Genomic DNA, 16,074 nt, shown 5'->3' with positions numbered 1-16,074 from the left:
TTAACCGTAGGGAGCATGAGATGATTAACGATATGTCTCCGGGGTTGAAACCTAGGGCTATATTTGGAACATGAATTTAATAAACATGACTAACAGTTTAACCGGAATAGGTCAAAACCTGAAACTTGAAACCTGAAATTTGAAACTTTTCTTCTCCTAAAAATATTTATGTTCCATGATTTCTGACTGAAGTTTTGGAATGGCGAGAATACCAATTCTTTTGCCTACAGTTTTTATTAAGGCTTCTTTTTTTAGACTTGATAAAACGCGAATAACTTGTTCTTCAGTAGTTCCGGCGAAGTCTGCGATTTCTTTTCTTGAAAGTTCAATTTCAATTAGGCCGTTTATCTGGCCGAATTTTCGGTGGATGTATAATAGCAAATCGATTACACGCTCACGTACATTCATGTGGGCAATTTTGCGGATATTGTTTTCGCTTTTATTGAGTTCATCGGCATAAAATAGCATTAAATCATAAGTAAATTCGGGAACATTTTGAAGAATTTCCATCATGGTTTCATTGCTGAAATTACACAATACAGTATCCTCTAAAGCATAGGCGCCAATCAGATAACGTTTGCTGGTTCCGAAACCACGAAAGCCAATTGTATCTCCATTTTTAGTAAGGCGAACAATTTGTTCACGGCCATTAATTCCAGTTTTAACCGTTTTTACTTTTCCTTTACAAATAAAATAAAGTCCCTGAATTGGAGCGCCTTCAATGATAAACTGCTGCGATTTTTTGCAAACAAAACTATGTTTCTTCTGAACATATTGTTTCATTTGTTCCAAATGCAGATGCTTTTTAATAAAACAATTTTCATTGGCACAGGAATAACAAATGGCTTGCTCGTCTTTCATGAGTCCTAAATTTTAATCGATTTAAAAACTAATTTGTTGTTCCTCATTTATTTTCATCAAAAATAGAAAAATAATTTCTAAAAATACGTATTTATACGTAAAAATACTTATTTTTGTCTAAGTCAAATACGTGAGACATTTAGGACTGGGCATAATTACTATAGTTGTATTTAAAAAAGAAGCTGTAATGCAAAATACCAAAATCAAAACTACCTGTTCATATTGTGGCGTTGGCTGCGGAATTATCGTTACCAATGATGCCAAAAATGGCGTGATGGTTACGGGCGACAAAGATCATCCTGTCAACAAAGGAATGTTATGTTCGAAAGGAATGAATTTGCATTACGTAGTTAATGATACTTCTGACCGAATTTTATATCCTGAAATGCGTGGCAGCAAATCCTATCCGCTGGAACGCGTGAGCTGGGATACCGCTCTTGATCGTGCCGCAGCGGTTTTTACTTCTATCATCAAAAAACACGGACCTGACAGCGTTGGTTTTTATATTTCAGGCCAATGTTTAACGGAAGAATATTATCTGGTAAATAAATTGGTAAAAGGTTTTTTAAAAACCAATAATATAGATACCAATTCACGACTTTGCATGAGTTCTGCAGTTGTGGGTTATAAAAAGACTTTTGGTGAAGATGCTGTGCCAATTGCTTATGATGATATTGAACTGGCAGATACCTTTCTGATTACCGGTGCAAATCCGGCCTGGTGCCATCCTATTTTATTCAGAAGAATTGAAAAACACAAAGAGAATAATCCAAAAATAAAAATTATTGTAATTGATCCAAGACGAACAGATACGGCTGCTTTCGCTGATTTACATCTGCAAATTATTCCCGGATCTGACATTATTTTATATCATGCTATTGCCAGACGTATTATCGAAAAAGGTTACGTTGACCATGATTTCGTAAAAAATAATGCGGAGAATTTCAAACAATACAAAGACTTAGTTTTAGGCACTTCGCTTGAAAAAGCTTCTAAACTTTGCGGAATTTCAGTAAACGATATTAAACTTGCCGCAGATATTATCGGAAAAGCAAAAGGTTTTATTTCGCTTTGGGCAATGGGTTTAAATCAAAGTGCTGTTGGTGTTGATAAAAATACCGCATTACTAAATTTATCTTTATTGACCGGACAAATCGGTAAACCGGGTTCCGGCCCCTTTTCATTAACAGGACAGCCCAACGCAATGGGAGGACGTGAAGTGGGCGGAATGTCAACACTTCTAGCAGCGCATAAAGACATTGCAAATCCGGAGCATCGTAAAGAAGTTGCTGATTTTTGGGGAGTTGACGAAATTTCAGATAAACCCGGATTAACAGCAACCGAAATGTTTGAAGCTTTAGAATCAGGAAAAATGAAAGCCGTCTGGATTATCTGTACCAACCCAATGGTGAGTTTACCTGATTCCCGACGTATTGAAAAAGCTTTGCAAAATGCTAAGTTTGTTGTGGTTCAGGATATTTCACACAATGCTGATACCTCAAAATATGCCGATCTTTTATTGCCGGCCGCCGGTTGGTTAGAAAAAGAAGGCACAATGACAAATTCAGAGCGTCGTATCTCTTATTTGCCAAAAGGAATCAATGCGCCCGGAGAAGCGCTTCCGGACATTGAAATCTTAATTCGTTTTGCTAAAAAAATGAATTTCAATGGTTTCAATTTCAATAGCGCCGAAGAAGTTTATAAAGAACATTGCGCACTGACCAAAAATACAAATATTGATATTTCATTTTTAAATTATCATCGTTTAAGAACCGAAGGCACTTTCCAATGGCCTGTTCCTGATTACGGACACCCTGGAACGCCTCGCCTTTTCACAGATAAAAAATTCTATACGCCATCAAAAAAAGCAATTTTCAATTTACCAACGGCTATAGAAAATACTTCGGAGCAACCAAGTCCGCAATTTCCATTTATCTTAACTACAGGACGAGTTCGTGATCAATGGCATACAATGACAAAGACCGGAAAAGTATCCCGTTTGATGACGCATACACCAAGTCCGGTTTTAGAAATCAACCCGATTGATGCTTATAAAAATGACATCAAAAATGGTGACATTGTGATCGTTTCGAGTAAAAATGGAGAAGTTCGCGTAAAAGCAAAAGTAACCGATTCAATCAGGGAAAAAGTGGTTTTTCTGCCAATGCATTGGGGAAAACAGCTTGATAATGATTTGAACCGTACGAATAATTTAACCAATACTGTTGTTGATCCTGTTTCAAAAGAACCGGATTTTAAATACACAACGGTCAACATTACCAAATACGTAAAACCGTTCCAGAAAATTGTCATTGTGGGTGCCGGAGCCGCTTCTTTCCGTTTTATTCAAAATTACCGTGAATTCAATTCGACAGATGAAATTATTGTTTTTTCGAATGAAGTAAATCCGTTTTACAATCGCGTTTTATTGCCGGAATACATGACAGGCGAATTTACCTGGGAACAATTATTAAAAGTAAAAGACGGTGAAGCTTTAAGCAAATTAAAAATCACCATGAAAACGGGTGTGGCGATCGACAAAATAAATGCAACCGCAAAAACAATAACTGATAGTTTAGGCGAAACTCATACTTTCGATTCCTTGATTTTAGCAACAGGAAGCCGTCCGTTTGTTCCTGAAAATGCACAACTTCATTTGCCTGGACGCTTTACAGTTCGCCGCAAAGAAGATGCAGACCGACTAAAAACTTATTTAGAAAATACTAATTTGCCTCCGGAAGAACAACATGTAGTTATTATTGGCGGTGGTTTATTAGGATTGGAATTGGCCGCAGCCTTAAAACATAAAAAAGTAAAAATCACGATAATCCAAAGGGCTTCCCGTTTAATGGAGCGTCAGTTAGATTTGATTTCAAGTAAATTATTGGCAGAAGAAGTTCAGCTTCGTGATATTCAGATTTATTTTGATAATGAAGTAAGTACCGTTTTTGAAACCAACAATCCAAATGAATTAGAAATTGCCTTAAAAAGTGGCAGAATCATTACAGCAAATACGATCGTTTATACCATTGGTACTATTCCTAATATCGAAATTGCACGCGAAACCGGACTTGCGTGTGGTCGTGGTGTAAAAGTAAATCAGTATTTACAATCTTCAAATCCTGATATTTATGCTATTGGAGAAATAGCCGAATTTGATAATAAACTATTCGGAATCACTTCTGCCGCTGAGGAACAGGCTGATATTTTAGCGAACTATTTAGCAGGAGATATTAGCAGTTATTACAAAGGCTCCGTTTTAATGAATATTCTAAAACTCGAAGATATTAATCTGTGTAGCATTGGAGATATTGAAATTCCGGAAAACGATGATTCTTACGAAGAAATTGTTTTTGCCGATTTAAAACAACGTTATTACAAAAAATGCATCGTTAAAAATGATTTGCTAGTTGGAGCCATTTTAATGGGAGACAAGAATGAATTTGCCGAATTCAAAACGATGATCGAAAGCAAAATCGAATTGTCTGACAAGAGAAATTCACTCTTAAGAGGAAGTTCAAACGCTAAACCTGTTTTAGGGAAATTAGTCTGTTCCTGCAGTCAGGTTGGAGCCGGAAATATAGAGGAAACCATTAAAGGCGGCGTCAACAACTTCACCGATTTATGCAAAAACACCGGCGCAGGATTAGGCTGCGGAAGTTGTAAAACAGAAGTAAAAGAGATACTCGCGAAGTGTAAAATTTAGTTTCTTTTGTTTTAGGTTTCAAGTTACTTTGCTTTGAACATAAATTTTACCACAGAGTTCACAAAGGTTTTCACAAAGTTGCGCAGAGATTTTTAATTTTTGCTTAATAAATAGTCAAAGTTCACAAAGGTTTGAGTAATGATTTTAGTGCATAGCTTTGTGATCTTTTTTCGGTAAAAACAATTTACACAGAATATAAACCTTTGTGAAACTTTGTGAAAACCTTTGTGAACTCTGTGGTTAGATCAACACAATCTAACGAACCTAAAACGTGAAACCTGAAACAAAAATAAACCTGAAACAAAAAAGGTATGGAATTGACAAGATTAATAGTAAAAGGGGGCGTTATTTCGCCGGGAGAATTACGAGAAGTAGTCAATATGGCAATGGATCATGGTTTGGACTCGATTTCATTTGGTTCAAGGCAGGATATTATTTTTCCAAAAGGATTAAATCTATCCAGCAAAGAAAAAATTGGGAAACATCATTTTGTTTTTCCAAATGAAAAAAGCGGTAACAACATCGTTTCATCGTATGTCTCAACTGATATTTTCAGAAATACCAATTGGCTTACTGGAAACAAATTCCTATATATTTTAGAACAATTTAAGGAACAGCCAAAGTTAAAAGTTAACATCAATGATCCTAAGCAACAGTTAGTTCCTTTGTTTACCGGCCATTTAAATTTTATTGCTTCAGAGCATGAAGATTATTGGTATTTATACATTCGTTTGCCAAAATGGGAGCGCATGGAAGTTTATCCTGTTTTGATTTACAGCTGGGATATTGCTACTTTTTATTACGAAATAGAAAAAATTGTATCTGAAGAATCATATGGAATTGATATGATTTTCAGCCTGGTCAGCGAAGCATTAGACACCAATAACAGAACAATTGACAAACCGTTAAATGTTCCGTTTTATCCTTTTCCATACTACGAAGGAATGAACCGAATGGGTATTGATCAATATTGGTTAGGTTTATATTGGAGAAATAATTTATACGATTTAGATTTCCTGAAAGAAATGTGCGATTTATGTTTTGATTGCAAAATCGGAAAAATATGTATTACGCCATGGAAATCGTTTATTGTAAAAGGTATTCCAAAGGATCGAAAACTGGAATGGGAGAAATTTTTAGGCAAAAAAGGAATCAATGTTCGTCACTCTTTATTAGAATTAAATTGGCATTTACCAGTGGCTATGGAATGGGCTTTGAACCTGAAAACCTTTTTGGTACGAACGCTTGATCAATTTGATATTAGTACCTACGGATTGACTTTTGGAATTTCTGAATACAATCGTGACGGTCATTATTTCACTTCTATTGTAGTTGAAAAAAATGAATTACCAAAGGATCTTGAGTCGATTAAAATTCGTGATACTTATAATGTTTTATTTGCAAAGAATTTCGATCCCAATACAAGAGAATATATTGTGCATTCGCAAGATATTGACAAGTTAGAGTTACCAACTATTTTAATTGAATTAAGTCGAAAATACTTTGAAGAGCTTGGAAATTCAGTTGCAGAGTCAACAGAAAATACTCAGAAAAAAGAAAAAACTCAATTGGATATTTACCAATGCCAGGAATGTCTATCGCTTTATAATTCAGAATATGGTGATGAAAGCCAAGGAATTCCAAAAGGAATTTTATTTACAGATTTAGCTGAAAGTTATTGTTGTTCCTTATGCGAAGCGCCAAAGAGTAATTTTAAAATTCTGGAGGCTGTAGAAAACTAATTGTGTGAGCAATCAGATTCTTAAGGAAAATCTTAACATTTACGTATGCAAATATTGCTTAAATTTAGCTTAGCTAAAATTTAATGTTGTAACAACTTAATTGATTTGTTATGATAATCAATTAGTTAAAATCTATTTACTCAATAAAACATACTGCTATGATAAAAAGAACAACCAGAACCCCAGCCGTAAAAAATACTGAAACACCAGCAACAGAACCTGCAAAAGAAACTACTAAAACTACTACTACAGCAGAGGCTAAACCGGCCATCCAAACTTCAGCGCCGAAAGCGACAACGCCAAAAGCTCCAGTCAAAAGAGCACCAAGAACTGCGGCTAAAGCTCCGCAAGCGACTGTAAAAGCACCTGCCAAAACTCCGGTAAAACCAGCCTCAAAAACGACTCCTAAAGCAGTCGTTAAAAGAGTAACCACATCTACACCAAAAACAGCAGAAGTAACTCCGGAAATAATTGAAATTAAAACAATTGATAAACCTGGAGATAATCAAGCCGTTTTAAATATTGAAGAAATTGCTTTAGAAATTGTAAAAAACAAATCGAAAGACAAAAAGATAAAAACTAAGCTAAAAGAGAAAAAAGAAAAGGCTAAGAAAAGAGAAAAAGCCATTAAAGCAGTTATAAAAAAACTGGAAAAAGCCAAAAAAGCAAAACTAAAAGCTGAAACTAAAAAGAAAGAAAAAGCTAAAAAAGAAAAGGAAAAGAAAGCAAAGGCTAAAGCCAAAAAAGCAGAAAAAGAAAAAGCTAAAAAAGGTAAATCAAAAGATAAAAAGAAAAAATAATATTTAGAAAAGGTTTGACTTAAAAGTTGAGCCTTTTTTTGTTTTGAACCTATCGTTTGTCATCCCGAGGAACGAGGGATCACACTCGGGATTCGACAAAGATTGGCGACATTCTTTGCGGAGTTTCTAGTGTGATCCCTCGTTCCTCGGGATGACAAGATTATGTAAAGACTTAGAAGTAAAAAAAGATTACCCCCCAATCGCAATCATACTACGATTATCAAAATGAAGAGACGGGTCGTCCATTTCAGAAACAGTAACCATTCCGGCTCTGACTTTTTTCTTATTTTTAATAGATTGAGAAATCAAATCTGTAATTGATTCGCCATTTCTAAAAGGCGTCAGTAAATCAGTTTCTGAATTAGAGAAAAGACAATTTTTTATTTTTCCGTTTGCCGTCAGGCGGATTCTGTTGCAGCCATCACAAAACGGATTTGTAATAGAACTTATAATTCCGAAATCACCCTGAAAATCTTTTATTTTGTAGGTTCTTGCAGTGAAGTTTTTTTCGTCTTCTAATTTTTGAATATCCTCAGATGAAAATACGTTATTTACCTCTGATAAAATCTCATTTTGCGATACCATTTTGCTTCTGTCCCACTCATTTCCGGCAAATGGCATAAACTCAATAAATCGAACTGAAATAGGCAAAAACTGTGTTAATTGAACAAAATCAGTAATTTCATTTTCATTGAAACCTTTCATCAAAACTACATTTACTTTTACCTGAAAATCATTATTCAGAAGCAAATGCAAATTATCTATTACTTTCTCAAATTGATTTCGAAGCGTTATAGTATGAAATTTAGCTGACACCAAAGTATCTAAACTTAAATTGATTTTTTTAATCTTAGCTTCTTTTAAAGCATCGATATGGCGATCGATTAAAATACCATTGGTAGTAATGGAAAGTGAAGTTTCTAAAGTTGATAATTTCGAAATAATCTCCGGAAAATCTTTTCTTAACAAAGGTTCTCCACCGGTTAATCTAATTTTATCAACGCCATTTTCTACGAAAGTCTGAGCCAAAGCAAAAATCTCATCAGCTGTCATTAAACTGGCTTTTGGAGACAATGCAATTCCATCTGCAGGCATGCAATACGTACAACGCAAATTGCATTTCTCCAGTAACGAAATACGCAAATAATTGTGTTTTCGCCCAAAATCATCCGTTAAAATGTTTTTAGAGGGTGTCATGATTTTTTCCTTTTAAAATATGAAAAACGTGCATTACATGAGGGAAAACAGCATCCATTGATTCTCTGGCTCCATTGGTTGATCCCGGCAAAGCCAAAACCAAACTTTTTCCTAATGTTCCTGCAACAGTTCTTGATAACATTGCATACGGCATTCTTTGTTGTCCGTAATTGCGAATAGCTTCTTCAATTCCCGGTATTCTGCTTTCTAATAATGGCGACAATGCTTCCGGTGTTACGTCTCTTGGCGATAATCCTGTTCCGCCAGTAAAAATTACCAACTGATGTTCTTTGGCGAAAGCTTTTGTTTTTTCCTGAATAATATCAATTTCATCCGGAATAACCTCATAATGGGCTGTTTCAACTCCGTAAGAATCCAGTTTTTCAACGATGATTTTCCCGGAACGATCTTCTTTATCTCCAGCAAAAATGGAATCGGAACAAACAAAAACTGCGGCTTTTATCGCGTTTGGAAATTTATTTTTGAAAGAAGATTTTCCGCCTTCTTTGTTGATTAATTTTATTGTTGAAATTTCGATTTCTTTATCGATTGGTTTCAACATATCGTACATCGTCAAAGCTACTATTGATGCGCCGTGCATCGCTTCAACCTCAACACCTGTTTTGTAAACGGTTTTTACATTGAAAATAATCTGAATGGTCAAACCTTCAATTTTATATTCTATCGAAGTAAATTCAATTGGAATGGGATGACAATCCGGAATGGATAAATGGGTATTTTTAACCGCAAATAATCCAGCCGTTTTGGCCATTTCCAGTACATTTCCTTTCGGAACCAAATTGTTTATAACTGCATCAATTGTTTCCTGTTTGCTGACTTTGACAATTGCGGTTGCTGTTGCGGTTCTTAATGTGTTTATTTTATGCGTAATATCAACCATTAGTATTTTGTTTCCAGGTGAATGTATCGTTTTCAAACATTTCCTTACCAAAAATCGGCACGTCTGTTTTGATCCAGTTTACGATGGCTTCTGTTGCTTCATAAACTTGTTTTCTTCGTGTTGCGGAAACAAATACGAACAAGCAAATTTCACCCGCTTTTACAACGCCCAAACTATGATAAATGTGCATACAGGTTAAGTCGAATTTAGCGAAAGCCTTTTCGCGAATTGCATGTAAAGCTTCATTTGCCATATCGGTATAAGCTGAATAATCAATCGCGACAACAGTATTATCGTGAATTACATCAGCACGAACTTGTCCCAAAAAAATATTATGCGCACCAATTGTATGTTTTGATTGATGTTTGGCGATTGACTCCGCTATAAATTCAGGAGCAATTGGTCCTTCTACAAATACATTTTTACTCATTTTTTTTTATTTTTTGAATGTTTTTTATTGCCACATTAAAAACCTTCAATTAATTCTTTTAATTCTTTAGCTCTGCTTATAGTTGCTTGTGTTAAACAATCAATATTCATTTTGTTGGCAATCACGCCACCTTCATCCTCAGCATAACTTTTAAATTTACAGTTAGAATCCCTAAATTTAATCCAATCTTTTTGAGCATTAGTTAAAGCAATTTGGTCAACTTTACTCAATTTTTTTTTCAGTTTATTATAAACAACATTTAGTTCTTTATCTGCTTTTTCATATTCTCTATAAAGCCCTGTTTCGCCTGTAGCATCTTCACGTGTTTGTGAAAAAGATAATTGAGTACAACAAAAAATTAAAACTAAGGCTAAAAATATTCTTGTCATTGTTTTATTTGGATTGGTTCGTAATTTAAGTTTTAGATAAAAATCTTTTCTTCATTTAAAAATTGCTTCAATTTCAAAGCTCCCCCAATAATACTTTTTATGTTTTTAAAATTCTTTTTCTGAAGCAGTTCAACTGCTATTTTACTTCTTATTCCAGATTGGCAATAAATATAAATCGTTTGATTTGGATCCAGTTTTTCAATTTCGTTTTCTAAATTCATTAGCGGAATCTGAATTCCATTTTTGAAATTAATTTTCGGAAGTTCGTCTTCATTTCTAACATCCAAAAATAAAACCTCATCATTATCAATTTCATTTAAAATAGCTGTAGCAGCAATTTCTTCTAACTGATTTTCAATCAATTTATATTTTTCTTCAAAAGCTGTTTTATCAAGTTTAATAATCGTATTCTTCTCAAAGTCATACTTTTGCTGTTCATTGTTTAAAATATTATAAACCAGTATTTTACCACTCAACACCTCGCCTATTTCCAGAACCATTTTGATCACTTCATTTGCTTGAAACATTCCTATAATTCCAACTGAAATTCCAATTACTCCGGCATCTGCACAATTTAATGATTCGTTGTTTTCATCTGGATATAAACATCTGTAGGTTGGTCCGTTTTGATAATTAAAAACCGAAACCTGTCCCTGGAATCTGAAAATAGATCCGTAAACCGTTGGTTTATTGGTAACAATACAAGCATCATTTATTAGATACTTTATAAAAATATTATCTGTCGCATCAACTATAATATCATATTTCTCAAATAATGAAATGGCATTTTTTGCTGATAATTTTTCTGCAATTGCATTGATTTTTACCAACGGATTTAATTCTGAAGCCATTAATTTGGCTTCGTCAACTTTATGTTTTCCAACAGCTGAAGTTTTATAAATCACTTGTCGCTGTAAATTAGAAAGTTCAATAACATCGTCATCAACAATCCCGATTTCACCTATTCCGGCTGCAGCCAAATAAGGCAAAACAGCAGCACCCAAACCGCCTGCACCAATTATTAAGACCTTTGCCTTCGATAATTTGTACTGACCTTCCTCTCCTATTTCAGGCAGAATTATTTGTCGGTTATAACGTGTTGAATCATTCATAAAATTCATTTAGCCGCCTGCAAAAGGTGGTAATAGCGCGACAACATCGCTTGTTTGTAATTTATAATCGGTTGTTTTTGGCACTATTTTTTGATTGACCGCTACACTAAAATTAAGGGATTCAAACTGATATTTTATATCTAAATCCTTTAATAATTGTTGCAGCGAAGCTTCTTCAGAAAAAGGGATTTTTTCGAATTCACATTTGGTCTTTTCAGCTACAGCTCCAAAATATTTAATTTCAATCATTACTCTAAATTTAAATTCTGAAAAATAAATTCGTCATCAAAATGCTCCTGAAAATAGGATGTCAATTTTGAAGTATTTTTTACCACTTCTCCAATCACGATAATGGCGGGAGAAGAAATCTTCTTTTCTGCCACCAATTTACCAATTGAACTGATAGTTCCTACTACTTTTTGCTCTGTATTTTTTGTTCCGTTTTGAATGATAGCAATTGGTAAGTCGTCTGTTCTATTCTCTTTATAAATTGAAATGATTTCTTCTAATTTATGCATTCCCATCAAAATTACTACTGTCGCAGCAGACTTTGAAGCCAAATATACATCTTTCGACAATTTATGATCTGAAGTTGTACCCGTTATTACCCAAAAACTCTCGGCAATTTGACGCTGTGTCAAACTAATTCCAACCGAAGCAGGAACCCCTAAAGCAGATGAAATTCCGGGAACAACAGCCGTTTCCAAGCCAAATTTTTCTACATAATCAATTTCTTCACTTCCCCTTCCAAAAATAAAAGGATCGCCGCCTTTAAGTCTTACTACATGACCGTAACGATTTGCCATCGAAACAATCAATTCGTTAATCTGATCCTGTGTATAAGCATGACAGCCCAGACGTTTGCCTACAAAAACAATTTCTGCATTTGTAGCATATTGCAATAATTCTTCGTTTACTAATGCATCGTATAAAACAACATCAGCATTTTCTAATGCTTTTATTGCTTTTAATGTAATCAATTCAACATCTCCAGGACCTGCGCCTACAATTGTTAATTTTGGTGTTTTTGAGTTTCGCATAACTTTTAACTTAAATTGATATTCAGGTCATTTAATTCGTCTACCGAATTGATGTTGGTGAGATGAAAGTTTTCACTTTCGTCAATATTGAGGATTTGGTGCGGAATCTTCGCCAGCAAATCCATCATTTTTAATTCATCGTTATCAATTGCGCTTTTGATAACGGGCAATACTTTTTTAGAATAAATCCCGATCAACGGATGTAATCTGCTTTCTGAAGCAAAAACTGTGATTTCAGCTTCATTGTTATGTTTTGAAATTAGTTCTGACAATAACTCTGTTGATATTAACGGAATGTCACAACTCAATATCAAATTAAATTCGGTTTCAGAATTTATCAATGCCGTATATATTCCACCTAAAGGTCCTTTATCTAAAACGATATCGGGTATTTTTTCATAAGGCAAATAATCATATTCTTTGGTTGCCGTTATTAATTTTATTTGTTCTGAAATAGGCAAAATTGCCTGAATAATATGTTCAATAAATGGTTTTCCCTTAAACAGTACCAATCCTTTCTCTGACTGCATTCGGGAACTTTTTCCTCCACAAAGAATAAATACTGTTAGTGTTTCCATAATTTTTTTGTTTCAGGTTTCAGGTTGAAATGAGAAAAATTTTACCGCAAAGAGCGCTAAGGTTTTATTCATTGTCAACTTTAAAATTAAGTCGCAAAGCTTTGCGAACTTTGCTATTTCTAAAAACCGCTATATAAAACATTGCGTACTTTGCGGTTAATTTATTAATTATCAAGGAAAAATCAATTTAATACTTGCCATTAAAATCACCGTTCCCAAAACAATTTTTAATGTTTTATTAGAAAAATATCCGCTGCCATAATAGCCACCCAAAACGCCGCCTAAAACGGCAATCGGAACCAAATAAAAACTTTCTGTCGGAACCGTTTTTCCTCCTAAAAAGAAGCCCATAATTCCGGCAAATGAATTCACAAAAATGAACAAACTCGAAATCGCTGCCGATTCTTTAATTGAAGCCCATCCCAAAAACAATAAAATCGGACTCAAAATAATTCCGCCGCCAATTCCTAACATTCCAGATAACAATCCAATAACAAAACCAATTGCCAATGCAAATGGAATATTAATCGTGACTGTTTCTTTTTCTTTAAAATTAAATATTCCGAACAATCGAAGTGCGGCAAAAACCAACACAACTCCCAAAATAATTTTATAAATCGTATTATCCAAAGTAATAAATCCACCAATAAACGCTGCCGGAATCGAGGCTATTGCAAACGGATAAAAGAGCTTTGGTTTGAAATAATTCATTCTGTAATAAAAGAAAAACGAAATACTCGAAACAAACAAATTCAGTAACAATGCTGATGGTTTCATAACTGAAATTGGAAAAGCAAAAATCGTCATCAAAGCCAAATAACCCGAAGCGCCACCATGTCCGACACTTGAATATAAAAATGCAATCACAATTAAAGCGAAGCTAAATAACAGGATATTTTCAGAACTAAGGAGATTCATTTTTTATTGTTTAATCGTTTATTTGGTTAATTGTTTAATCGTTTTGTTTCATGTTTCAAGTTATTGCTGTATGTTTAAAATTACACACTGCTTTATAAGTTTGAAATTCTTTATTCTTTATTCTTTATTCTTTATTCTTTATTCTTTATTCTTTATTCTTTATTCTTTATTCTTTATTCTTTTAATCAATTGGCAATAAAGTTACTAGTGTTCCTTTTTTAAGGCTTTCCGTATCACTCGGTACAATCAGTAAACTGTTAGCAATCGCAAATGTATTAAGCATTGCCGAGCTTTGGCTATCTAAAATCTCAACATTAGTTTCATCATATTTTGCTTTTAAAAATAATGTTTTGCCTGTCGGGTTTGTAAAATCACTGTTTAATTTTCGCATTAATTTTGGTAAATGGATTTCCGCAAAACCCATTCTGTTTTTAATTGCCGGATAAACATAAACATAAAAATTAGTAAGAGATGAAGCTGGATTTCCGGGCAAAGCAAAAACCAAACTATCATTTTTACGTCCAAAAAACATTGGTTTTCCTGGCCTTTGATTGATTTTGTAAAAAAGTTCTTCAACATCATTGGCCAACAAAGCTTCTTTTACAAAATCATAATCTCCAACTGAAATTCCACCGGAAATTAAAATGATATCATTTTTTGCAAGAATGTCTTTTAAAGCTTTTTTAGTCGCTTTAAGATTATCTTTAACCTTGTAACTTTTTATTTTTTTTATTCCAATCGTTTGCAATGCGGCCTGAAGCATCACCGAATTACTTTCATAAATCTTTCCTTTCGGTAATTTTTTACCTGATTTTACTAATTCGTTTCCAGTCACTAAAATAGCCACTTTAGGCTTTTTATAAACTGTTATTTCAGTAATTCCGAGACAAGCTAAAAAACCAATTGCGGCTGGTGTAATCAAAGTGTTGGCTTTAAAAACGACCTCTTCCTTTTTTATCTGTTCTCCTTTTGCACGAACATTTGTAAATTGTTTTGGCATACTGGCGATCAAAATTGAATCTTTGTTTACCAAAACATGTTCCTGCATTACCACTGTATCTGCATCATCCGGAACAAAAGCGCCTGTAAAAATGCGAACCGCTTCGTTTTCTTTTAATTTTATATTGGCATGATCTCCTGCTTGTGAACTACTCACAACATCATACTGATGTTTTTCACCATGAATAAAAGCATAGCCATCCATAGCCGATTGGCGAAAAGGCGGCATATCAATTGGCGAATAAACCGTTTCGGCCAAAACATAACCCAGCGCTTTCGCAACCGGAATTTTTTGAACTGGCATTTTAGTGCTATTTTCTGCAATAATCGATAAGGCTTGTTCAACTTGAATCATGGCTGCTATAGTATAAAAGCAAAAAATACTTATTACAAATATAAGTACTTTTACTTAGTTTAAATCATTAATAATCTAAAATATTTAAAGATTATAAATTTATGCTTAATTCTTTAAATACGTTCAGAAAAAACAAAAAATAGCATTTTGACGAGGCTTAAATTTGGAATTAAGCAATGAGTTTTAATTGTGTTTTAATTAAACTTTTTAAAATAAAATTGAATTAACCTGAAAGATATTTCAATTCCCAAGCTTATTTCTTTTTGAAGTTTCCTTTTGGGAGGTAATAAAGCCATGAAAAGCCTATCAAAAATAGTATTGCTGAAGCTATAAATGCGGGAAGTAATATTTCTTTGTTGTTATCTAATGCATTATTGAGTGAAGCATATAACAGCCAAATTTGAATGCTCACATTTAAAATAAGGATAAAAATAAGCGTGGAAAGAATATTGTTCAGCTTATTAGGATTGGCGCGATTCTGACTTCGTCTAAATGTACTCATGATAATTCATTTTTAAATTTATTCTAACTTTCTTTTTCTTCAATAAAAGCCTTTACATAAACTTTATTCTCTTTGAAAAAAACTTCTAATTGGGGCAACGCTCTTGGCGGCGGACCAGCAATTACATCACCAGTCATGGCATCAAATGAACCCTCGTGGCAAGGGCAATGAATAATTCCGGTTCCGGGTTTGTAAAAAACAGAACAGGATAAATGTGTACACTTTTGTTCATAAGCCCTGAAATCTCCACTTTCCAGATGCACTAAAATATAAGGAACGGTGCTCCCTTCAATTACAAAACCTCTCGTGCCTCCGACAGGAACGTCATCTTTATTGCAAATAAAATGCTCACCTTGCACACCTTCTTTTGGCAATAAATAAGCTTTGGCAGCTACAAATCCGCTGCCTATCATTAATCCTCCCGAAACAAAAGTGAGGAATTTAGCAAAATCACGACGACTTACCTGCGTTGATTCCTGCTTTTGTATTGGGAAATCTTTTTTCCAGTTTTTATTTAAATTATCTTCTTTAGACATGGATCTGG

The 16,074-nt window shown here is 34.1% G+C and carries 16 protein-coding genes; 3 read left to right on the top strand and 13 right to left on the bottom strand.

Features of this window, described 5'->3' with window-relative positions:
- Nucleotides 1-156 precede the first annotated feature (156 nt).
- Entirely contained in the window at nucleotides 157-861 is a 705-nt protein-coding gene (locus tag AC1RRN_RS06225) for a Crp/Fnr family transcriptional regulator (RefSeq protein WP_492966477.1), read from the bottom strand.
- Nucleotides 862-1,048: 187 nt separating this feature from the next.
- Between AC1RRN_RS06225 and AC1RRN_RS06220 the strand changes: the two genes are divergently transcribed.
- The 3 genes from AC1RRN_RS06220 (at nucleotide 1,049) to AC1RRN_RS06210 (ending at nucleotide 7,109) form a co-directional block, all read left to right on the top strand.
- Complete coding sequence (locus AC1RRN_RS06220) at nucleotides 1,049-4,567, top strand: molybdopterin-dependent oxidoreductase (protein ID WP_492966476.1); 3,519 nt, start codon at nucleotides 1,049-1,051, stop codon at nucleotides 4,565-4,567.
- A 311-nt stretch (nucleotides 4,568-4,878) separates the two neighbouring features.
- The gene (locus tag AC1RRN_RS06215; protein ID WP_492966475.1) at nucleotides 4,879-6,309 is read left to right on the top strand and encodes a rubredoxin; all 1,431 of its coding nucleotides are present in this window, start codon (nucleotides 4,879-4,881) and stop codon (nucleotides 6,307-6,309) included.
- A gap of 158 nt (nucleotides 6,310-6,467) precedes the next feature.
- Nucleotides 6,468-7,109 carry a hypothetical protein gene (locus tag AC1RRN_RS06210; protein ID WP_492966474.1) on the top strand — a complete coding sequence of 214 codons (642 nt, stop codon included), beginning with the start codon at nucleotides 6,468-6,470 and terminating at the stop codon, nucleotides 7,107-7,109.
- 189 nt (nucleotides 7,110-7,298) lie between these two features.
- Here AC1RRN_RS06210 and moaA read toward each other — a convergent pair whose 3' ends face one another.
- The 12 genes from moaA to AC1RRN_RS06150 form a co-directional block, all read right to left on the bottom strand.
- Nucleotides 7,299-8,306, bottom strand: a complete 1,008-nt coding sequence (gene moaA / locus AC1RRN_RS06205) for a GTP 3',8-cyclase MoaA (RefSeq protein WP_492966473.1) — start codon at nucleotides 8,304-8,306, stop codon at nucleotides 7,299-7,301.
- On the bottom strand, nucleotides 8,293-9,207 hold the full coding sequence (gene moaCB / locus AC1RRN_RS06200; protein WP_492966472.1) for a bifunctional molybdenum cofactor biosynthesis protein MoaC/MoaB: 915 nt from the start codon (nucleotides 9,205-9,207) through the stop codon (nucleotides 8,293-8,295). The genes moaA and moaCB overlap by 14 nt, the downstream gene beginning before the upstream one ends.
- Nucleotides 9,200-9,637 (bottom strand): molybdenum cofactor biosynthesis protein MoaE, encoded by a 438-nt coding sequence (locus tag AC1RRN_RS06195; RefSeq protein WP_072972525.1) that lies wholly within the window; start codon nucleotides 9,635-9,637, stop codon nucleotides 9,200-9,202. The genes moaCB and AC1RRN_RS06195 overlap by 8 nt, the downstream gene beginning before the upstream one ends.
- Before the next feature lie 35 nt (nucleotides 9,638-9,672).
- A complete protein-coding gene (locus tag AC1RRN_RS06190; RefSeq protein WP_492966471.1) occupies nucleotides 9,673-10,026 on the bottom strand; it encodes a lysozyme inhibitor LprI family protein in 354 nt (117 codons plus the stop codon).
- Between the two features lie 32 nt (nucleotides 10,027-10,058).
- Nucleotides 10,059-11,138: a molybdopterin-synthase adenylyltransferase MoeB gene (gene moeB, locus AC1RRN_RS06185; protein ID WP_492966470.1), complete on the bottom strand. Its 1,080-nt coding sequence runs from the start codon at nucleotides 11,136-11,138 to the stop codon at nucleotides 10,059-10,061.
- A gap of 9 nt (nucleotides 11,139-11,147) precedes the next feature.
- Nucleotides 11,148-11,387, bottom strand: a complete 240-nt coding sequence (locus AC1RRN_RS06180) for a MoaD/ThiS family protein (RefSeq protein WP_492966469.1) — start codon at nucleotides 11,385-11,387, stop codon at nucleotides 11,148-11,150.
- A complete protein-coding gene (gene cobA, locus AC1RRN_RS06175; RefSeq protein ID WP_492966468.1) occupies nucleotides 11,387-12,178 on the bottom strand; it encodes a uroporphyrinogen-III C-methyltransferase in 792 nt (263 codons plus the stop codon). Before cobA ends, AC1RRN_RS06180 begins: the two co-directional genes overlap by 1 nt.
- Nucleotides 12,179-12,183: 5 nt before the next feature.
- Nucleotides 12,184-12,756 carry a molybdenum cofactor guanylyltransferase gene (locus AC1RRN_RS06170; protein WP_492966467.1) on the bottom strand — a complete coding sequence of 191 codons (573 nt, stop codon included), beginning with the start codon at nucleotides 12,754-12,756 and terminating at the stop codon, nucleotides 12,184-12,186.
- Between the two features lie 171 nt (nucleotides 12,757-12,927).
- Nucleotides 12,928-13,674 (bottom strand): sulfite exporter TauE/SafE family protein, encoded by a 747-nt coding sequence (locus tag AC1RRN_RS06165; protein ID WP_492966466.1) that lies wholly within the window; start codon nucleotides 13,672-13,674, stop codon nucleotides 12,928-12,930.
- Nucleotides 13,675-13,855: 181 nt separating this feature from the next.
- Entirely contained in the window at nucleotides 13,856-15,028 is a 1,173-nt protein-coding gene (locus tag AC1RRN_RS06160; RefSeq protein ID WP_492966465.1) for a molybdopterin molybdotransferase MoeA, read from the bottom strand.
- Nucleotides 15,029-15,281: 253 nt separating this feature from the next.
- Nucleotides 15,282-15,530, bottom strand: coding sequence for a DUF6755 family protein (locus AC1RRN_RS06155; protein ID WP_026984554.1), 249 nt, complete (start codon nucleotides 15,528-15,530; stop codon nucleotides 15,282-15,284).
- Nucleotides 15,531-15,553: 23 nt separating this feature from the next.
- Complete coding sequence (locus tag AC1RRN_RS06150; RefSeq protein ID WP_492966464.1) at nucleotides 15,554-16,066, bottom strand: QcrA and Rieske domain-containing protein; 513 nt, start codon at nucleotides 16,064-16,066, stop codon at nucleotides 15,554-15,556.
- Nucleotides 16,067-16,074 lie beyond the last annotated feature (8 nt).

The sequence above is a fragment of the Flavobacterium sp. GW821-FHT11G01 genome (assembly GCF_058808175.1).
This window is presented reverse-complemented; position numbering and strand designations above follow the sequence as displayed.